This is a genomic window from Tessaracoccus aquimaris (genome assembly GCF_001997345.1).
Classification (GTDB): domain Bacteria; phylum Actinomycetota; class Actinomycetes; order Propionibacteriales; family Propionibacteriaceae; genus Arachnia; species Arachnia aquimaris.
The window spans coordinates 681237-699830 of the sequence record NZ_CP019606.1 but is presented as its reverse complement, the minus strand read 5'-3'; the positions used below and the strand labels follow the sequence as shown (position 1 = coordinate 699830).

Annotated in this window: 19 protein-coding genes and 1 pseudogene; 3 read left to right on the top strand and 17 right to left on the bottom strand. The window is 69.0% G+C overall.

Annotated elements, in window-relative coordinates; all coding sequences use genetic code 11:
• Positions 1–23: 23 nt before the first annotated feature.
• The 10 genes and pseudogenes from BW730_RS03270 to BW730_RS03230 form a co-directional block, all read right to left on the bottom strand.
• The gene (locus BW730_RS03270) at positions 24–1070 is read right to left on the bottom strand and encodes a zinc-dependent dehydrogenase (RefSeq protein WP_077684998.1); all 1047 of its coding nucleotides are present in this window, start codon (positions 1068–1070) and stop codon (positions 24–26) included.
• Between the two features lie 3 nt (positions 1071–1073).
• Positions 1074–2075: a PTS sugar transporter subunit IIA gene (locus BW730_RS19020; protein ID WP_226997027.1), complete on the bottom strand. Its 1002-nt coding sequence runs from the start codon at positions 2073–2075 to the stop codon at positions 1074–1076.
• Complete coding sequence (locus BW730_RS19015; RefSeq protein ID WP_226997025.1) at positions 2066–3079, bottom strand: PTS transporter subunit EIIC; 1014 nt, start codon at positions 3077–3079, stop codon at positions 2066–2068. Before BW730_RS19015 ends, BW730_RS19020 begins: the two co-directional genes overlap by 10 nt.
• A gap of 216 nt (positions 3080–3295) precedes the next feature.
• Positions 3296–4320, bottom strand: a pseudogene (ilvC, locus tag BW730_RS03260) (ketol-acid reductoisomerase).
• Positions 4321–4344: 24 nt separating this feature from the next.
• The gene (ilvN, locus tag BW730_RS03255; protein WP_077684997.1) at positions 4345–4848 is read right to left on the bottom strand and encodes an acetolactate synthase small subunit; all 504 of its coding nucleotides are present in this window, start codon (positions 4846–4848) and stop codon (positions 4345–4347) included.
• Entirely contained in the window at positions 4845–6587 is a 1743-nt protein-coding gene (locus tag BW730_RS03250) for an acetolactate synthase large subunit (protein ID WP_193432359.1), read from the bottom strand. The genes ilvN and BW730_RS03250 overlap by 4 nt, the downstream gene beginning before the upstream one ends.
• A gap of 267 nt (positions 6588–6854) precedes the next feature.
• Complete coding sequence (locus tag BW730_RS03245; protein ID WP_077684996.1) at positions 6855–7352, bottom strand: hypothetical protein; 498 nt, start codon at positions 7350–7352, stop codon at positions 6855–6857.
• 113 nt (positions 7353–7465) lie between these two features.
• Positions 7466–7864 (bottom strand): HIT family protein, encoded by a 399-nt coding sequence (locus BW730_RS03240; RefSeq protein ID WP_077684995.1) that lies wholly within the window; start codon positions 7862–7864, stop codon positions 7466–7468.
• Positions 7865–7881: 17 nt separating this feature from the next.
• Positions 7882–8643 (bottom strand): imidazole glycerol phosphate synthase subunit HisF, encoded by a 762-nt coding sequence (gene hisF, locus BW730_RS03235; protein WP_077684994.1) that lies wholly within the window; start codon positions 8641–8643, stop codon positions 7882–7884.
• Between the two features lie 16 nt (positions 8644–8659).
• Positions 8660–11410: a DEAD/DEAH box helicase gene (locus BW730_RS03230; protein ID WP_418082044.1), complete on the bottom strand. Its 2751-nt coding sequence runs from the start codon at positions 11408–11410 to the stop codon at positions 8660–8662.
• 85 nt (positions 11411–11495) lie between these two features.
• On the opposite strand from BW730_RS03230, the gene BW730_RS03225 reads away from it, so the two are divergent.
• Positions 11496–12503: an endonuclease/exonuclease/phosphatase family protein gene (locus BW730_RS03225; protein WP_226997021.1), complete on the top strand. Its 1008-nt coding sequence runs from the start codon at positions 11496–11498 to the stop codon at positions 12501–12503.
• 16 nt (positions 12504–12519) lie between these two features.
• On the opposite strand, the gene BW730_RS03220 is transcribed toward BW730_RS03225, so the two are convergent.
• From BW730_RS03220 to BW730_RS03195, 6 genes are all read right to left on the bottom strand, one after another.
• On the bottom strand, positions 12520–13434 hold the full coding sequence (locus BW730_RS03220) for a diacylglycerol/lipid kinase family protein (protein WP_077684991.1): 915 nt from the start codon (positions 13432–13434) through the stop codon (positions 12520–12522).
• A complete protein-coding gene (gene tatC / locus BW730_RS03215; RefSeq protein WP_077684990.1) occupies positions 13431–14300 on the bottom strand; it encodes a twin-arginine translocase subunit TatC in 870 nt (289 codons plus the stop codon). The genes BW730_RS03220 and tatC overlap by 4 nt, the downstream gene beginning before the upstream one ends.
• A 3-nt stretch (positions 14301–14303) precedes the next feature.
• A complete protein-coding gene (locus BW730_RS03210; protein ID WP_237267982.1) occupies positions 14304–14477 on the bottom strand; it encodes a Sec-independent protein translocase subunit TatA/TatB in 174 nt (57 codons plus the stop codon).
• A 92-nt stretch (positions 14478–14569) separates the two neighbouring features.
• Positions 14570–14755 carry a hypothetical protein gene (locus BW730_RS03205; protein WP_077684988.1) on the bottom strand — a complete coding sequence of 62 codons (186 nt, stop codon included), beginning with the start codon at positions 14753–14755 and terminating at the stop codon, positions 14570–14572.
• A 9-nt stretch (positions 14756–14764) separates the two neighbouring features.
• A complete protein-coding gene (locus BW730_RS03200) occupies positions 14765–15697 on the bottom strand; it encodes a helix-turn-helix transcriptional regulator (RefSeq protein WP_077684987.1) in 933 nt (310 codons plus the stop codon).
• Positions 15694–16626, bottom strand: coding sequence for a helix-turn-helix transcriptional regulator (locus BW730_RS03195; protein ID WP_077684986.1), 933 nt, complete (start codon positions 16624–16626; stop codon positions 15694–15696). Before BW730_RS03195 ends, BW730_RS03200 begins: the two co-directional genes overlap by 4 nt.
• Before the next feature lie 99 nt (positions 16627–16725).
• Here BW730_RS03195 and BW730_RS19690 point away from each other — a divergent pair, with 99 nt between their 5' ends.
• Positions 16726–16836 carry a glutamate--tRNA ligase family protein gene (locus tag BW730_RS19690; RefSeq protein WP_237267981.1) on the top strand — a complete coding sequence of 37 codons (111 nt, stop codon included), beginning with the start codon at positions 16726–16728 and terminating at the stop codon, positions 16834–16836.
• Positions 16836–17642, top strand: coding sequence for a glutamate--tRNA ligase family protein (locus tag BW730_RS03190; protein ID WP_226997020.1), 807 nt, complete (start codon positions 16836–16838; stop codon positions 17640–17642). Before BW730_RS19690 ends, BW730_RS03190 begins: the two co-directional genes overlap by 1 nt.
• Here the strand turns inward: BW730_RS03190 and BW730_RS03185 are convergent.
• The gene (locus BW730_RS03185; protein WP_077684985.1) at positions 17603–18574 is read right to left on the bottom strand and encodes an FKBP-type peptidyl-prolyl cis-trans isomerase; all 972 of its coding nucleotides are present in this window, start codon (positions 18572–18574) and stop codon (positions 17603–17605) included. The genes BW730_RS03190 and BW730_RS03185 overlap by 40 nt on opposite strands.
• Positions 18575–18594 lie beyond the last annotated feature (20 nt).

Below are 18594 nucleotides of genomic sequence, written 5' to 3'. Positions count from 1 at the left end.
CCTTTACGCCTCCGGAGAGGAGATCAGGGTTCGATCGTCACCTTGATGGCCTCGCCGGCCGCCACGATGTCGAGCGCGTCCGCCGCCCTCTCGAGCGGGAGATGCTCGGTGATGAGGTCTGCGACGGGGATCTTTCCAGTTGAGATGTATTCCAGGGCCCTGCGGTGATGCTCCGGAGCCGACCCGTTGGCTCCATGGATGTGAAGCTGACGATAGTGCACCAGGTTGCTATCCAGGGTGATCGTCGGATTAGTCTTCGGCAACCCGCCGAAGAAGGAGATCCGACCGTTGCGGGCGGCCATCGCGACCGCCTGCTCCTGGACGACGTTCGCGGGCGTCGCGGTGATGATCACATCGGCGCCGCGGCCGTCGGTGAGTTTCATCACCTCGTCCACGACGTCCACCTTGGACGCGTCGATGACGATGTCGGGATGCACGGCGTCGGCGGACATCTTGAGGCGCTCCTCGTTGATGTCGACCAGCACGATCGTGCCCGCCTCGTACAGGCCCCTGGCCACGCGGATGTGCATGCACCCGATCGGGCCTGCGCCGAAGACGACGACGAAGTCGCCCTTCTCGATGCCGATCTGTTCCTGCGCGTTGATGGCGCAGGCGAGCGGCTCGGCGGCCGAGGCCTCGTCGAAGCCGACGCCCTCGGGGATCCGGTTGAGGCCGTCTACCTTGAGCACCTCCTTGGGCACGATCATGTACTCGGCGAACCCGCCGTCGAACTGGTATCCCATCGACAGCTGGTTCTGGCACACCTCCATCCAGCCCTTCCTGCACTCGTGGCACTCGCCACACGGGATGGCGGCGATGACCTGCACCCGATCTCCCGGCGCGAAATCACCGAGCGCGTCGGGGCCGACCTCGACCACCTCTCCCGCGATCTCGTGCCCCATGGTGGTCACGCGGGTGATGTTGACGTGGCCGTTGGCGCGGATCTTGACGTCGGTGCCGCAGGTCGAGCAGTTCCGCACGCGGATCTTGACCTCGTCGGGACCGCAGACCGGTTCCTCGACGTCCTCGATCCGGACGTCGCCGGGCGCGTGGTAGCGAAGTGCCTTCATGGATTAATCCTCCTGGTCGTCTTCGGGGGTGAGCAGGGCAAGGACCTCGTCGACGCTGGTCGCGGTGCGCAGCTTCTCGGAGTTGGCCTTGTCGGACAAGGTGGTGGCGAGCGCAGACAGGATGCCGACGTGCTCGTCACTGTTGGAGGCGATCGGGATCACGACGTGTGCGATCTCGCCGTCCCAGTCGACGCCGTCGGGGAACTGCAGGAACCCCAGCGCCGCCTTGGAGATGAACTGGCGGGCCTCGTTGGTGCCGTGCGGGATCGAGACGCCCTGACCAAGGTACGTCGTCGTCTGGCCCTCGCGCGCGAGCATGCCCTCAATGTAGCCCGCCTGAGCGGCTCCGCTGTCGACAAGAACCTGACCGGCCTGACGGATCGCGTCCTCCTTGGTGTGGGCGTGCAGCCCGAGCCGGACGTTCTCGCGGGGCAGGACGCCCGCCTCGAGGCGCTTCTTGGGGCGGCGCTTCTTGGCGACCGGCGCGGCCTCTGCGACGGCGACCGGAGCGGCTGCTGCCGCGGCGGTTGCAGCGCCGAGCCCGGTCGAGGTGAGCTCGCGACCCTCACGGATCGCGGTCTCGACACGGTCGAACGCCGGGTCGCCCATGTAGGTCTTGAACGGGACGATCAGCGAACTGGGGACCCGCTTGGCCGCGCGGTTGGCGAGGCCCTCCTGGGTCAGGACGACCGTGGTGTCGGCGGGAATCTCGTCGACGGGGGTGTGAATGACCTCGACGCCGTAGGGGGCGAGCTTCTTCTTGAGCTGGCCCGCGACCATCACGGAGGAGCCCATGCCTGCGTCGCACGCGACGACGACCTTGCGGATGTCGGCGCCGTTGACCGCGCCGACATCACCGATCGGGCCGGCGGCGGCGGCAGCGGCGGAGGACGCCTCGGCCGCGGCTGCGACCTCGGCGCTGTCGTCGGAGCCCTTACCGAACTTCAGCAGCGCGGCGGCGATGATGAACGAGACGCCGCTCGCGGTGAGCACGGTCAGCAGCATCGGGATGTAGCCGCCGGGGGCGTGACGGCAAAGTAGGCGAGGATCGAGCCGGGCGACGGCGGGCCGACAAGGCCTGCCCCGGTGATGGTCGCCACGAACAGGCCTGCCATCGAGCCGCCGATGGTCGCAAGCAGCATCACGGGACGCATCAGCACGTAGGGGAAGTAGATCTCGTGGATGCCGCCGAACAGGTGGATCACGATCGCGCCCGATGTCGACGGACGCAGCGACCGTGGGCCGAAGAGCATGAACGCGAGCAGCAGGCCGAAGCCGGCGCCGGGGTTGGACTCGACCATGTAGAGGATGGACTTGCCGGTCTCCTGGACGTCCATCGCCGCGAGCGGCGTGAAGATGCCGTGGTTGATGGCGTTGTTCAGGAAGAGCACCTTCGCGGGCTCGACGAAGATCGACGCAAGCGGCAGCAGGCCCGCGGACACGAGCCAGTTGACGCCGCCAGCCAGGATCGCGATCAGGCCTGCCAGGATCGGGCCGACGCCGAGCGAGCCGAGGATGGCGAGCAGCATGCCGATGATGCCGAGCGAGAAGTTGTCGATCACCATCTCGAAGCCGGCCCGGACCTTGCCCTCGATGAGCTTGTCGAACTGCTTCAGGATCCACGCCGCGAGGGGGCCCATGATCATGGCGCCGAGGAACATCGGCGTGCCCTCGAGCTTCGACATGTCAGTGATGCCGCCCATGATGACGCCCGCCGTGGCGATCGCGCCGATCACGGCGCCTCGCTGGGCGTGCACCATTCGGCCGCCGGTGTAGCCGATCAGGATCGGCAGCAGGAAGAACAGCATCGGGCCGACCATGCCGGCCAGCGTTGCGTTGGGCCACCAGCCCTTCGGGATGAAGAACGCCGTGATGAGGCCCCAGGCGATGAATGCGCCGATGTTGGGCATGATCATCGCGGCGAGCTTGCCGCCGAAACGCTGGACCCTGGCCCGGACTCCCGAACCCTCCAGATTCTTGTTGACGCGTGCGTCAGGAAGCGCCGTCATTGTCGCCCTCCAAAGTCGTACGGACGGTGCGTCTTCGCACCGCCTTGGTTGCTTACCCCCCATCCTCAGGCCAAACACAGATTACGTCAAGCTAAAACCAACAGTTGCCACCTTTGTTTGTGTTGGTTTTACCGCTAAGCCTCGCGACTGCCCCAGGAAACGCCACAGGGCCGCCACCCGGATGGGTGGCGGCCCTGTGAGGATCGGCGACGACGGTCAGCGGGCGGCGGAGCCCTCGGTGTAGTCGTCGGTGCTCTTGACCCAGCTCATCAGCCCGCGAAGTTCGCGGCCGGTGGCCTCGATCGGGTGAGCCTCGCCCTTGGCGCGGAACTCCTTGAACTCGGGAGCGCCCGCGTCCTGGTCGTCAATGAACCGCTTGGCGAAGGTGCCGTCCTGGATGTCGTTGAGGACGGCCTTCATGTTCTCCTTGACGCGGGCGTCGATGACGCGCGGGCCGGAGACATAGTCGCCGAACTCGGCGGTGTCGGAGACGGACCAGCGCTGCTTGGCGATGCCGCCCTCGTACATCAGGTCGACGATCAGCTTCAGCTCGTGCAGGCACTCGAAGTAGGCGACCTCGGGCTGGTAGCCAGCCTCGACGAGGGTCTCGAAGCCGGCCTGGACGAGCGCGGAGGCGCCGCCGCAGAGCACGGCCTGCTCGCCGAATAGGTCGGTCTCGGTCTCCTCGGTGAAGGTGGTCTTGATGCCGCCCGCGCGCAGCGCGCCGATGCCACGTGCGTAGCTGAGCGCCAACTGCCAGGCGTTGCCGGTCGCGTCGACCTCGACGGCGACGATCGCGGGGACGCCGCGGCCGTCAACGTATTCGCGGCGCACGAGGTGGCCGGGGCCCTTCGGGCGACCATGCACACGTCGACGCCCTCAGGAGCCTCGATGTAGCCGTAGCGGATGTTGAAGCCGTGCGCGAAGAACAGGGCGTCACCCTTGGCGAGGAAGGGCTCGATGTCCTCCTTGTAGAGGGTGCGCTGGACCTGATCGGGCGCCAGCACCATGATCAGGTCGGCCTCCTCGACGGCCTCCTGCACGGGCAGCACGCGCAGGCCCTCAGCCTCTGCCTTTGCCGCCGACTTCGAGCCGGGGCGAAGGCCGATCCGCACGTCGACGCCGGAGTCGCGAAGGTTCAGCGCGTGCGCGTGACCCTGCGAGCCGTAGCCGATGACGGCGACGTGACGGCCCTGGATGAGCGACAGGTCGGCGTCGGTGTCGTAGAACATTTCTGCCATGGGTGGGTTCTCCTTGTTCGGTTTCTACTTAGCTTTTTCTGCGAGGATCTTCGTGCCGCGCCCGAGCGCGACCTGACCCGACTGGACGAGTTCGATGATGCCGTGCGGTGCGAGCATCTCCAACAGCGCTGTGAGCTTCTCGTCGCTTCCCGTCGCCTCGACGGTGATGGTCTCGGACGACACGTCGACGGCCTTGCCGCGGAACAGGCTCACGACGTCGATCACCTGGCTGCGGGTGTGCACGTCCGCGCGGACCTTCACGAGCACCATCTCGCGGCGCACGGCGTTGGTGCCGAGCTCGAGCACCTTGCGCACCTCGATCAGCTTGTTGAGCTGCTTGACGATCTGCTCAAGCGTCGCGTCGTCATGCACCTGCGCGACGACGGTCATCCGGGAGACGGAATCGCGTTCCGTCGGGCCGACCGCGAGCGACTGGATGTTGAACCCGCGGCGCGAGAACAGCGACGCGATGCGGGCGAGCACGCCCGGTCGGTTGGAGACCAGGATCGACAGGGTGTGGTTCTTCACAGCACTTCCTCTTCCCACTCGGGCGCCAGGTCGCGGGCGAACTGGATCTCATCGTTGCTGGTGCCTGCGGGCACCATCGGCCACACCATGGCGTCCTTGTGGACGACGAACTCCACCACGACGGGGCGGTCGTTGATCTCGAGCGCCCGCTTGATGGCGGCGTCCATCTCCTCCTCGTTGGTGGCGCGCAGGCCGACGCAGCCCATCGCCTCTGCGAGCAGCGGGAAGTTCGGCACCGACTCGGTGTTGAGGTCGGTGTTGGAGTAGCGGCCGTCGTAGAACAGCGACTGCCACTGGCGCACCATGCCGAGCGCGTTGTTGTTGATGACGGCGATCTTGATGGGGATGTTGTTGACGGCGCAGGTGACCAGTTCCTGGTTCGTCATCTGGAAGCAGCCGTCGCCGTCGATGCCCCACACCGTGGTGTCGGGGTTGGCGACCTTCGCGCCCATCGCCGCTGGCACGCAGAAGCCCATGGTTCCCGCGCCACCGGAGTTGATCCACTTGCCTGCCTGCTCGTGCGGAAGGAAGTGCGCCGCCCACATCTGGTGCTGGCCGACGCCCGCCGCGTAGATCGTGTCGGGCGGGCTGAGCTGCCCGATCCGCTTGATGACCTCCTGCGGGGACAGCCGACCGTCGGGGTCCTCGTCCCAACGCGGCTGGTAGCGCTCCTTCATGGTGGCGAGTTGGCGCCGCCACGCGTCGGCGTCGGGGCGGTCGTAGGCGTCGATGGCCTCGTTGAGCGCCTCGAGCGTCAGCTTGACGTCGCCGACGATGGGCACGTCGACCCACTTGTTCTTCCCGATCTCGGCCGGGTCGACATCGGCGTGGATGACCTTCGCGTCGGGCGCGAAGCTGTCGAGCTTGCCGGTGACGCGGTCGTCGAAGCGGGTGCCGAGCGCGATCAGCAGGTCGGCCTTCTGCAGCGCCCCGACGGCGGCGACCGTGCCGTGCATGCCGGGCATGCCCATGTGCAGTTCGTGGCTGTCGGGGAAGACGCCGCGCGCCATCAGGGTCGTGACGACGGGGATGCTCGTCTTCTCGACGAACGTCGCCAGTTCCTCCTGCGCACGGGCGATCGAGACGCCGCCGCCGACGTAGAGCACCGGGCGCTTGGCGTCGGCGATCAGCTTGGCCGCCGCCCGGATCTGGCGGGCGTGCGGTCGCACCGTCGGCTTGTAGCCGGGCAGGTCGAGATCCTCTGGCCACACGAACGTGGCCTTCGCCACCAGCGCGTCCTTGGCGATGTCGACGAGCACCGGGCCGGGGCGACCGGTGGAGGCGATGTGGAACGCCTCCTTGATCGCGAGCGGGATTCCCTCGACGTTCTTGATCAGGAACGAGTGCTTCGTGATCGGCATCGTGATGCCACGGATGTCGGCCTCTTGGAACGCGTCGGTTCCGATCGAGGCGCTGTTGACCTGACCGGTGATCGCGACGATCGGGGTCGAGTCCATGTAGGCGTTGGCGATCGCGGTGACCAGGTTGGTGGCGCCGGGGCCGGAGGTGGCGATGCAGACGCCGACCTGACCGGAGCTCATGGCGTACCCCTCGGCCGCGTGCCCCGCGCCCTGCTCGTGGCGCACCAGGATGTGGCGGATCTTCGAGTCGTAGAGCGGGTCGTACGCGGGGAGGATCGCACCGCCGGGAATGCCGAAGGCTACGTCGACGCCCATTCGTTCGAGGGACTCGACGAGCGCCTGCGCCCCCGTCATGACCTGACCATCGGTGTCTGCCATAGCCTCTCCCTTCTTTTCGGCCGGCTGAATTGGTGTACCCAAGAAAAAACCCTCGCCGCCCGTTTGGGGCACACGAGGGAGCGCTTCGGAGCTGAACTGAGCCGAAGCGCTATGAGATAAGTACGAGCCGGGCGATGGGCATGGGTACACCTTCCCCGAGGGGCGCACCGGTGTCAAGGGCTGTCCGGCAGCGGTCCGCAATGTAAGACGGCGGGCCGGGACTCGGTGTTCGAGTCCCGGCCCGCCGGTGGTTACGCGTGGGTGTCCTCAGACGACCTTGACCTCTTCGACGGTCTCTGCCACGACGGGCTTCATCGAGGTGAGCGCCCAGCCGATCAGGCCGACGATCAGGCCGAGGCCGATGACAAGCGCCGCGACGCCGTAGGCGATGACGGAGCTGAACAGCGAGGCGCGCAGGAAGGAGCCGTTCATGACGGTGTTGCGCTGGGCCTGGTACTCCTCGGCCTTAGCGGTGTCGCCCGCCTCCTTGGCCTCGGTGGCCAGGGCGCCGAGCTCGGCGTAGGTCTTGCCTTCGGAAGCCTTCATGGCGTGCATGTTGATGGCGTCGGCCTGGGCGTAAGCGGTGAGCGGCCCGGCGACCTCCTTGCCCGCGTAGGCGCCGCCCATGAACTGGGAGTCGCCGGGGACGGTGATCTTCTCAGCCTTGAGCTGCGATCCGACCATGCCCCAGGTGAGGGCGCCAGCGACGATCATGACAATCCCGGCAACGATCGACAGAATGCCGACGATCTTGGTGGCCTTCATTGAGGTCCCTTTCTTTCTGTAAAGGCGCGTCCACGCCTTTCGATGACACAAACCTTTTGAGTCTGAGCCTTACCTAAACAAGGGGGTCCCCTTAAGCTCCGGGGACCCCTCTGCTACGTTGTGTAGTTTATCCGCTTCCAGGTGGTCTCGACATCCTCGTCGACGCGGGTCTTGAGGTTGGCGATCCCGGGCGATGAGGCGTAGCGGGGCAGCACGTGGACGTGGCTGTGGAACACCTCCTGGCCGGAGACGGCGCCCGCGTTCGACATCACGTTGCACGCGTCGGCGCCGAGCCGCTCCTTCAGCAGCCTGCCGACCCGTGCGACCGCCGGGGCGATGGTGGCGAGCACCTCGTCGTCCTCGAGCACGTCGACGCTGTGCGCCTTGGGGATCACCAGCGTGTGGCCGACCTGCCAGGGCGAGATGTCGAGGAAGGCGTAGGCGACGTCGTCCTCATAGATCTTCTTCGACGGGATCTCCCCCGCCACGATGCTGCAGAACAGGCAGTCCATGTCTGAGTTTCCTTTCGTCAGCGGACCTCGAAGCCTGCCTCGGCGAGGCCGGCCTTGACCTGGGAGATGGTGAGCGTCCCGTAGTGGAAGACGCTGGCGGCGAGCAGGGCGTCGACCCCGACGCGGGCCGCCTCGACGAAGTGCTCGACGGTGCCCGCGCCGCCGGAGGCGATCAGCGGGACGTCGACGACGTCGCGGACGGCGGCGGTCATCTCCAGGTCGTACCCGTCGGTGGTGCCGTCGGCGTCCATCGAGTTGAGCAGCACCTCGCCGACGCCACGCTCGACGGCCTCCCTCGCCCAGGCGAGCGCGTCGATGCCTGCGGACTTCCGGCCGCCGTGTGTGGTGACGCCGTAGCCGGAGGCCATGCCCGGTTCGCGCCTGGCGTCGAGCGAGAGGACGAGCACCTGGTTGCCGAAGACGGCGGCGATCTCGTCGATCACGCCCGGGTTGGCCAGCGCCCCGGTGTTGATGCCGACCTTGTCCGCGCCGGAGCGCAGCAGCGCGTCGACGTCGGCGACCGAGCGCACTCCCCCGCCGACGGTCAGCGGGATGAAGACGGTCTCGGCGCAGCGGGCGACCATGTCGCGGGTGGTGGCGCGGGCGTCCGAGGAGGCCGAGATGTCGAGGAAGGTGAGCTCGTCGGCCCCCTCCGCCGAATACCGGGCGGCGAGTTCGACGGGGTCGCCCGCGTCGCGCAGGTTCTGGAAGTTGACGCCCTTGACGACGCGGCCGTCGTGGACGTCGAGGCAGGGAATCACCCTGAGAGCTACTGACATGGCGTCAGGGTACCGGTCAGTCCTCCGACATGTCGGCGGCCACCACGCCGCGCCGCATGGAGTCGGCGGCCGCGTGGCAGGTGCGGCGCAGGTCGCCCGGGCCGACCGCGGTGGCGAGTTGGCCCGCGAGGTCGATCACCTGGCGGACCCAGCGCACGAAGTCGCCCGCGGCCATGCCGGTGGTGGCGAGCACCTTGGCGAGGTCCTGCCCGCTCGACCAGCGCCAGGCAGCCTCCGCGAAGCCGATGTCGGGCTCGCGGCCCCGGTCACGCTTGTGGCTGCGTTCCAGTTGGCCGACCTCGCGCCACACGGCCCGCAGTTCGGACTGGGCGCGCTCGGAGGTCGCGTCTGGCATCCGCGGGTGGACGGCGTCGCGGCTCGGCCTCGACTCGTAGACGAGCGTGGAGAGCACCGCGGCCAGTTGGGCGGGGTCGAGGTCGGCGAACACGTCGCGGCGGACGCATTCGGCGGCGACCAGGTCGAGTTCGTTGTAGATGCGCCTGAGCATCCGGCCCGCGTCGGTGAGGTCGTCTCCATCGAGGTAGCCGAGGTCGCTGAGCACGGCGCAGACCCGGTCGAACTGCACCGCGAGCGAGTTGGCCCTGCCGGTGGTCTGCGCCTCGAGGCGGCGCGCCTCGCGCTCAAGGCGGATGATCCTGGCGGCCTCGACGGCGTGCTGCTCCCGGTCGGGGCACTCGTGGACGGGGTGGGCCTTCAGCTGCCTGCGCAGGTCGGCGATCCGGCGCGCAACGTCGTCGTCGGTGGGGATGGTGGTGTCGGGGATCTCTGGGTCGGTCTGCTCGATCTTGTCCGACATCGACGTGAGCAGCGCGCGGCGGGACTTGCGGTCGCGCATCGAGAAGTCGCGCGGCACCCGCACCCGGCCGACGCCGACCAGCGGGCCGCGCAGGTCGTGGGGCTGCAACTTCAAGACGGTGTGGTCGGCGGAGATGGTCTGCACCCACGGCTCGCCGCCGCGCTGCTGCTTCTGCCCGACGCGCAGCACCACGGACCAGCCCTGGCGCGGGACGTGCACGATGTCGCCGGGCATCAGCATGGTGATCGACTCGGCGACGGCGTCGGCGGCCTCCGCCTTCCGCGCCTTGGACGAGGCGGCCTCCAGGCCCGAGATCTCGTCACGCAGCAGCGCGTACTCCATGGCGTCGCCCAGGTGGCAGTCGATGGCCTCCCGTGCCGCCGTCAGGTCGGCCTGCAGCCCGCGCTCGACGCGGGAGGCCTTGACGACGGACTTGTCGGTCTGGAACTGGGCGAAGGACTGCTCGAGGAGTTCGCGGGATCGCACGGGCCCCATGGTCGCCATCAGGTTGACGGCCATGTTGTACGTCGGCGCGAAGCTGGAGCGCAGCGGGTAGGTGCGGCGCGAGGCGAGGCCCGCGACGGCGCGCGGATCCATCCCCGCCTGCCACAGCACGACGGCGTGGCCCTCGACGTCGATGCCGCGACGCCCTGCCCGCCCCGTCAACTGGGTGTATTCGCCGGGCGTGATGTCGACGTGCGCCTCGCCGTTGTACTTGACCAGCTTCTCGAGGACGACCGTGCGGGCGGGCATGTTGATGCCGAGCGCGAGGGTCTCCGTCGCGAAGACCAGCTTCAGGGCTCCGCTGGTGAAGCCCTCCTCGACGATGGCCTTGAACGCGGGCAACTGGCCCGCGTGGTGGGCGGCGACGCCCGCCATCAGCGCGTCGCGGAACCGCTCGTACTCGAGCGCCTCCAGGTCGGCCTCCTTGAGGCTTGAGGTGTGCCGGTCGGCGATCTCGCCGAGCAGCCGCGCCTCTGAGCGGGTGGTCAGCGTGATGCCTGCGTCGGCGACCTGCCGGACGGCGGAGTCGCAGCCGATCCTGGAGAAGATGAAGTAGATGGCGGGCAGCAGGTCGGCGCGGTCGAGCACGATGGCGACCTCTCCCCTGCTGGTGGGCCGGCCCGCGAACCTGGGGTGGGTGGCGCCGCCGTACTGCCCCGAGCCGCGCCCGCCCCCGCCCTGCTTGCCGCGACCGGAGCGTCCGCGCGGGTTGCGGGAGTCGTCACGGACCCTGGTCGCCTCGCTCTTGGAGACGCGCAGCAGTTCGTGGTTGACCTTCGCGGCCCGGTCGCTCGGCAGTTCCTGCGCGGTGGGGGCGACCCCCTCGAACAGGTCGATCAGCTTGCGCCCGACGAGCACCTGCTGGAAAAGCGGCACGGGTCGACGCTCGGACACCACGACCGCGTAGTGGCCGCGGACGGTTCGCAGCCAGTCGCCGAAGTCCTCGACGTTGCTGACGGTCGCGGACAGGGCCACGATCTGCACCGACTCGGAGAGCGACAAGATGACCTCCTCCCACACTGCTCCGCGGAACTTGTCGGCGAGGTAGTGCACCTCGTCCATCACGACGTAGCCGAGGTTGTTCAGCGTGGGCGAGGAGGCATAGATCATGTTGCGCAGCACCTCGGTGGTCATCACCACGATCTGCGCCTCGGAGTTGACGGAGGTGTCGCCGGTCAGCAGGCCCACGCGTTCGTTGCCGTAGCGCTCGACGAGGTCGTGGTACTTCTGGTTCGACAGTGCCTTGATGGGCGTGGTGTAGAAGCACTTCCGCCCGGTCTCGACGGCGAGGTGGACGGCGAACTCCCCCACAACGGTCTTCCCCGCTCCGGTGGGCGCGGCGACAAGCACGCCCGCCCCGGCCGCGAGTTCACGGCAGGCGGAGATCTGGTAGTCGTCGAGTCGGTAGGGGTAGAGCGCGGCGAAATCGCGCACCTCATCGGGCAGTGCCTCAGTCACCCAGCCAAAGCTACCCGACCGCAGTTCAGGGCGGTGAGCGATGCCGCGGGCGTGCTGCCCGTAGCATCGGGGGATGTGGAGATCGCCGCTCCTCGTCGTCGGCTGGGTGACGGTCGGCACCCTCGCGACGCTCTGGGTGCTGGCGGCCACGCCGCTTCGATCGGTCGAGGGCGTCGCCCCGCTGGTGGCACCCGACCGCGTCGCTGCTCTGATTGCGCTCACGGTCGCCCTCTTGTCCGGGCTGGCGGCTCGGCGCATGGGGCCGGCCCGCCGCAGACTCGTGGTGCTCCTCGTAGCGTCATTGCTGGTGTGTGGCCTGTTCGTCGGGCGGGTCCTCGTGCAGGGAACCCACTCGGTCGTCCCTGCTCACGGCGAGCCGACCCTGCGCGTTCTCTCCTGGAACGCCGCAGGCGTCCATCCCGCCGACATCGCCCAGCGATTCCACGAGGTCGCGGTTCGGCGCGACGTGGACGTCCTCGTGCTGCCTGAGACCGGTGACGAGATCGCGCGGATGGTCTCCGACCGGTTGGACCTCCTCGGCTGGGACCACGCGATGTTCGAGGACGGCGCGACGTCGGTGTTCGTGCGAGACGCCCTCGCCACGGAGGCCGGATATGTGTTGCTCCCGGGCAATCCGCCGTGGGCCGGGATCACCGTGAAGCCGCGGCGGGCATCGGCGGAGACGCCTTTCATCGTCGCCGTCCATGTGCAACAGCCCTCACCCGGGAACGTCGCCGTCCGTGACGAGCACTTGGCCTGGGTCGAATCGCTGTGCGCAGGCAGCGACTTCGTGCTGGCTGTCGGGGACTTCAACAGCACGCCGAACCACCTGGACTCCGGTCGACTCGGCCGCTGCGCGGACGTGGCACTTGCCGTGGAGGCTGGGGCCGCCAGCACCTGGCCCACCTGGCTCCCGAGCTGGCTTGGCATCTCGATCGACCGGGCGATGGTCGGCCCGCCCTACGAGCCGGGCACCTTCGGATTCGAGGTGCTGCGCTCCGTCGACACAGGCGGACCGGGCCTCGGCAGCGACGACGGGGCCGATCACTGGCCGATCCTCATCGAAGTGACCGCGCCCTGACCCGGAAGACCGACGCTCAGGCCACGATCAGGTTGAGGATGCCCGGGATCGCCTCGACCGTCGCTGGCACCTCGCCCATCTCCTCGCCGTCGCCCATCACGAACAGGCCGTCGCCCTCGAACTTGACGACCTTTGCGCGGAACCGCTCGGCGACCGGGTTGGTGACGAACTTGCCGCTGTAGACGCTGGGCAGCAGCCGCAGCAGCTTGCTGCGGGAGGCCTCGTGGATGATCGTCACGTCAAGCAGGCCGTCGGTCGGGTCGGCGTCGGGGGCGATCTGCATGCCGCCGCCGAACACGCCGGTGTTGGCGATCGCGACCATCATGGCGCTCACCTCGCGCTCCACACCGTCCACCGTGAGCCGGTAGTGGAGCGGCGAGAAGGCGGCGAGTTCGCGCAGCGCGATGTAGCCGTAGCTGAGGGCGCCGAAGCGCAGCCGGATGTCGTTGGTGGCCCGGTTCACGCGGGCGTCGTAGCCGCTGGAGACGACGGCTCCGACGTAGCGACTGCCGCTGGAGTTCGTCAGCCGCGACAGGTCGAGCCTGCGGGTCCTGCCCCGCACGAGGGCCTCGACCGACTCGTTGATCGATCCGGGGATGCCTGCGCCGCGGGCCAGGTCGTTGCCGGTGCCTGCCGGGATGACGGCGAGCGTCGCGTCGGTCTCGGCGCAGGCGTTCAGCCCCAGGTGCGCCATGCCGTCGCCGCCCATCACGGCGACCACGTCGCCGGGGCGCGCCGTCAGGGCGACCGAGCGGGTCAGGTCGCGGGCCTGCTCGTAGGAGGTGGAGGTGACGATGTGAAGCTCGGCGTTGGGGAGCCCTTCACGCAGCCGGGCGGCCACCTTCGGGAGCGCCCGCCCCGCCTTGCCGCCGCCGGAACGCTGATTGCACACGACGCTGACGAGGCGCCGTTTCGCGACCTCGCTGCTCACTTGCCGTCGTTGAGGTCGATGGCGAACTCCTCGGCCTGCTCCTCGAGGATGCCGCGCTTCTTGTCCCAGGAGCGGCAGATGATCTCGGCGATGAAGAACATCACCGTGATGGGGACGGCAAGCGCGAGCATCGAGAAGGGGTCGGTGGTGGGGGTCGCGACCGCAGAGAGCACCACGGAGCCGAAGATGACGCCCTTGCGGGCCTTCTTGAGCTGGTAGCCGCGGACGACGCCCGCCATGTTGAGGCCGACGACGACCACTGGCAGGAGGAAGCTGAGCCCGAAGACGAGCATCACCTTGATCTCCATGCCCATGAAGTTGGCCACGTCGAGGATGTTGGTGATCCCCTGGTCCTTGGGGGTGAAGCTCAGCAGCACCTCGATGCCCTTGGGCCACACGTAGTAGCCGAGCGCGCAACCCGCGAAGAACAGCGGGAGCGAGATGCCGACGAAGATCAGGGAGTACTTCTTCTCCTTGGCGACCAGCCCTGGAGCCACGAAGGACCAGACCTGCCAGATCCACACGGGGGCGGCGACGAAGATGCCGCCGACGACACAGAGGATGACGGCGACGGTGAACGCCTGCGTGATGCCGTTGTTGGCGATGATCGTCTCGGCGCCGAGGTTCTCCTCGAGCGTCTGGCGTGCCCTGACCCACGGGGCGAGCACGAACGAGACGAGTTGCTGGTAGAAGAAGGCGCACACGATGGCGCCCACGGTGATCGCTGCCGCCGAGATGGTGATCCGGTAGCGCAACTCCCGCAGGTGGTCGAACAGCGACATGGTGCCGCCGGGACCGCCCTCCGGGGGCCGCAGCCACGCGAACCGGCGGCGCTTGTCCGCCGGTTCAGCGGATGCGGCCGACATGGATCAGCTCTCGGTCTTGTTGCGATCGATCTCCGGCTGGACGATCTCCGCCTCGACGATCTCTTCCTTGGCGGGGCCCTCGGGACCCTTGACCTCGTCCTTGAATTCGCGGATCGAGCGTCCGACACCCTTGCCGACGCCGGCCAGTCGCGAACCGCCGAACAGCAACAGCGCCACGACGAGCACGATCGCCAGTTCCCAACCACCTAGTGGCATGGTCTTTTCCCTTCGTCTGCAACGGCGCGGCGCCGTTGCCTGGTTTCATCAGTCTAGTCGCGCCCGGAGGGGGGCAGCTCAAGCTGTCCCACCAGGGCGGTGATCTGTCCCGCGCGGTCGCCGACGACCTCGATCTCGTGGCGCACATCGGCCGCCTTGTGGGCGAGGCCCACAGCGTAGACGACCAGCGCGACTGCCCCGGCCACTGCCAGGGTCCCGAAGATCACGATCCAGATCACGCCGGAATGCTACTCCACGTTGTCCCGGTAGTGGGCCAGGGCCTCGGCGGCACGCGCCCTCGCGTCGGCGAGGATCTCCGCGTCGGACACTTCGCGCACCGACGCCCCGAGCCGCAGCAGCAGCGCGATGGCCCACTCGCGCGACGCGACGGGGAAGGTCACGCGCAGCCCGTCGTCGACCTCCTCGACCTGCGTGGTCGGGTAGTACTCGGCGATCCAGCGCGCCTCGGCGCCGACCGTGAGGCTGAGCCTCTCGGGCACGTCGTCGAACCATCCGGTCGGCGGCTCGCCGCGCGGATCGAAGCGCTCGTCGCTCACCTCGACGGCCGCGATCCGGTCGAGCCGGTAGCTGCGCCACGCGCCGCGCGCCCTGCTCCAGGCGTCAAGGTAGGAGTAGCCGTCGACCAGTCGGACCCGGGCCGGCTCCACGTCTGCGACGGAGAGGCCGGGGCTGGCGGGCTTGCGGTAGCTGAGCCGCACCGTCCGTGATCCCGTGATCGCCTCGGAAAGCGCCGCGCGGTGCCCGGGGTCGGACGGTGCGACGGCGACGCTGACCCTGTCGTCGTCGCCTCCGACGGCGGCCTCCAACTTGGCGAGCGCGGAGGCGGCGGCGTCGGACTCCCCGGCGACGTCCACGACCAGCCTGAGCGCGGCCAGCAGGCTCGCGGCCTCGGCCGGACGGAGGCGAAGCGGGCGGTTGAGTACCTCCGCGTTGCGGAAGTCGATGTGTCCCTCGTCGCGGACGGCCTCGATGTCTACGTCGAACAGGTCGTCGACATAGCCGCCTGGCAGCCCGCAGAACTGGAGCACCTCCAGGTCGCGGATGATCTGGTTCGGGGTGACCTTGAACGCCTCCGCGACGGTCGCCACCTCGATGCCGGGCCGCGACGACAGGTAGGGCACCAGTCGCAGCAGCCGGGTGAGCTGTTCGCCTGACCTCATGGGGCCACCTCCTCGAGCCGCCGGATCACCTGGGCGCGCAGGTCGGCGGGGGCGAGCAGGATCGCGTCGGGGCCTGCCGCTGCGACCTCGTCGACGATGGCGGCGCCGCTGCCGAGCGCCACCCGGTGCGCGGTGAAGCCCGCGGGAAGCTCGGTGTCCCAGGCCTGCGGCTCGGCGTCGCCGAAGGTGTGTGCGATCCCGTCGCGCAGCGCCACCACCGCCACCGCGTCGTTGACGGGCTCAAGCCGGGCGGCGAGCGTCTGCGCCTCCGGCGGCACCTCGAAGGCCCCTGCCCTGCCCTGCTGCACGGCGGGCGAGGTGAACCTGGACAGCTTGAAGAATCGGTCGGACTGCCTGTCGGTGTCGAAGCCGAAGACGTACCAGCGGCCGCGCCGCTGCAGCATCCGCCACGGCTGCAGGCTGCGGGATGCGCCGCCATAGCCGAAGGTGACCTGCACGCGCCGCAGCACGGCGTCGTAGAGGGCGTCGAAGTCGGGCTCGGCGACGCTGACCTGCGGCCGCACCGTCGGCACCAGCGATGGGTCCGGGGCGGCGCCCCCTGCCTGGAGCGCCTCGAAGGCCTGTGCGGTGTGGTCGGCCGCGACGCTGTCCTGCCACACCTGGCCCGCAAGCGCGAGCGCCGACAACTCGGCGGCGGTGAACGCGATCTCGGGAAGCTCGAAGTCGGCCCTATTGATCCGGTAGCCCTCCTCGTCGTCGAAGAAGGCGTCGTTCGAGCCGGTCTCGACGGCGATGCCCAAGCCGCGCAGCTCCTCCTTGTCGCGCTCGAACTGGCGCTCGAAGGCAACCTCGTTCGAGTCGCGGTAGCCCTCGACGATGTGGCGCAGCTCCTGCTTCGTCAGGAAGCGACGGGTGCTGAGCAGGGCGATGAGCAGGTTGACCAACCGCTCCGACTTCCTCTGCGTCATGGCAGTCAGGCTACAAGATCCGCCGCCGCGGCCCCGTCCGGGCGCGCGGTGTCCGCCAACCCCACATGGCAGGCACTCCCCAGCGGGCAAGATGGTGCCATGCACGTCGACCGGTACGCTCCGAGCCCGACCTCGGACCTGCACCTCGGCAACCTGCGCACCGCGCTGGCCGGGTGGCTGCTGACGAGGCGGGCCGGGGGCGGTGGCTGATGCGCGTCGAGGACCTCGACATGGACCGGGTGCGGGCCGCCGACGGCGTCGAGGCGCGACAACTGGCCGACCTGCGGGCCCTCGGCCTGCTCTGGGACGGCGCCCCGGTGCGGCAGAGCGAGCGCCTCGACGCCTACCGCGACGCCGTGGCGTCGCTTCCGACCTACGAGTGCTTCTGCACCCGCCGCGAGATCGCAGAGGCCGCCTCGGCGCCGCACGACGGCTACCGCGCCTACGCGGGCACCTGCCGGGACCTCACGGACGCGCAGCGCGACGCGCGGCGCGCGGAGCGGGCCCCCGCCATCCGGGTCGACGCGCGCGGAGCACGCTTCACGGTCCTCGACGAGCACGCGGGCGAGGTGACGGGTGTGGTGGACGACTTCGTCCTGGTGCGCGGAGACGGCCAGTTCGCCTACAACCTCGCGGCCGTGGTCGACGACGTCGACGCGGGGGTCACGCACATCACCCGCGGGGCCGACCTGCTGAGCTCCGCCCCCCGGCAGGCGTGGTTGACGAGCCGCCTCGGCGGCGTCCCCGCGACCTACGCGCACATCGGGCTCGTCACCAACGCCCGGGGCGAGCGGCTCGCCAAGCGCGACGGCGCCGTCACGATGCGCGACCTTGGTGGGTACCCGGCCGACGTCCTGGCGGCGCTCAGCGACTCGCTCGGGCTCGGCCCGTGCCGCAGCACGGAAGAAGCGCTGGCCGCCATGCCTGGCGATCAGCGCTTCTTCTCGGGTGTCAGGTTCGACGGTGCCGCCCTGGCTCAGGAGCCGGCGACGGCGTCCACGATCTCGACGACGTAGACCAGCGTCTGGTTCGCGGCCAGCGCCGGCGTGGCTGACGGCTGTCCGTCCGGGTACGCGAGCGCGGGCGGCACGACAAGCAGCACCCGGGAGCCGACCGTCTGGCCGACGAGCCCCTGCTGCCAGCCCTTGATGAGCGAACTCATCATGCCCGCCTGCGGCGTCCAGGCGTCCTGGAACAGCTTGCCGTCGGCGTAGGTCCAACTGCGGTACATCACCTGGACGGTCGACTCCGCGGTGATCGGGTCGCCGACGCCCTTGATGAGCGGCTGGATCTTCAGTTCGGTCGGGGCGGGCACGTCGGCGGGGATCGTGATCTCCGGCTTGTCGTCGGTCATGGTGACCGTCGGAAGGCCAGCGGCGGGGGTGACCGTCTCGGGGTCCTTCGAGGAGAGGATGTCGACGACGAAGATGAGCGAGTCGCCCGCCTTGATGGTGCCGCTCTGGTTGCCCTGCGGGTAGCCGTCGGCGCTGGGGATGCCGATCAGGACGCGTGAACCGACGGCCTGCCCGACGAGGCCCTTCCGGAAGCCCGCGACGACGCGGTCCATGGTGAGGGTGACGGGCTCGCCGGACTCGAAGGAGGACTCGAAGACCTCCCCGGTGGTGGCGTTGACGCCGACGTAGTTGACGGAGACCGCCGACTGCTCGCCGATCTTCTGCGCGTCGGTGCTCGGCTTGAGAACCTTGCTCTGCGTCTCCGCGATCGCCCACGGGGCCTTCACCGTCACCACCGGCGGGGTGGCGTCGGTGACCTCGATGGCGCTCAGGTCGGCGGCGGGGCTGACCGTCGCCGAAGGGCTCGCCGTCGCGGTCGGGGATGCGCTGCCCGATGGGTCGGCCGAGGGCGAGCCCTCACCGCTGGGCGTGCTGCAGGCGCTGAGGGTGATCAGGGCCGCGGTGGCGGCTCCGACCATGAGGCGGCGAAGCATTTTCGAGGATGAGGTCACGA

Excerpts from the sequence above, each read along its gene's own strand:
- BW730_RS03250 (WP_193432359.1), bottom strand. The coding sequence starts at position 6,587 with ATGGCAGACACCGATGGTCAGGTCATGACGGGGGCGCAGGCGCTCGTC.
- BW730_RS03195 (WP_077684986.1), bottom strand. The coding sequence starts at position 16,626 with ATGACGCAGAGGAAGTCGGAGCGGTTGGTCAACCTGCTCATCGCCCTG.
- BW730_RS19020 (WP_226997027.1), bottom strand. The coding sequence starts at position 2,075 with ATGCTGCTGACCGTGCTCACCGCGAGCGGCGTCTCGTTCATCATCGCC.
- BW730_RS03190 (WP_226997020.1), top strand. The coding sequence starts at position 16,836 with ATGCGCGTCGAGGACCTCGACATGGACCGGGTGCGGGCCGCCGACGGC.
- tatC (WP_077684990.1), bottom strand. The coding sequence starts at position 14,300 with ATGTCGGCCGCATCCGCTGAACCGGCGGACAAGCGCCGCCGGTTCGCG.
- hisF (WP_077684994.1), bottom strand. The coding sequence starts at position 8,643 with ATGTCAGTAGCTCTCAGGGTGATTCCCTGCCTCGACGTCCACGACGGC.
- BW730_RS03200 (WP_077684987.1), bottom strand. The coding sequence starts at position 15,697 with ATGAGGTCAGGCGAACAGCTCACCCGGCTGCTGCGACTGGTGCCCTAC.
- BW730_RS03185 (WP_077684985.1), bottom strand. The coding sequence starts at position 18,574 with ATGCTTCGCCGCCTCATGGTCGGAGCCGCCACCGCGGCCCTGATCACC.
- BW730_RS03245 (WP_077684996.1), bottom strand. The coding sequence starts at position 7,352 with ATGAAGGCCACCAAGATCGTCGGCATTCTGTCGATCGTTGCCGGGATT.
- BW730_RS03270 (WP_077684998.1), bottom strand. The coding sequence starts at position 1,070 with ATGAAGGCACTTCGCTACCACGCGCCCGGCGACGTCCGGATCGAGGAC.
- BW730_RS19690 (WP_237267981.1), top strand. The coding sequence starts at position 16,726 with ATGCACGTCGACCGGTACGCTCCGAGCCCGACCTCGGACCTGCACCTC.
- BW730_RS19015 (WP_226997025.1), bottom strand. The coding sequence starts at position 3,079 with ATGACGGCGCTTCCTGACGCACGCGTCAACAAGAATCTGGAGGGTTCG.
- BW730_RS03225 (WP_226997021.1), top strand. The coding sequence starts at position 11,496 with ATGTGGAGATCGCCGCTCCTCGTCGTCGGCTGGGTGACGGTCGGCACC.
- BW730_RS03240 (WP_077684995.1), bottom strand. The coding sequence starts at position 7,864 with ATGGACTGCCTGTTCTGCAGCATCGTGGCGGGGGAGATCCCGTCGAAG.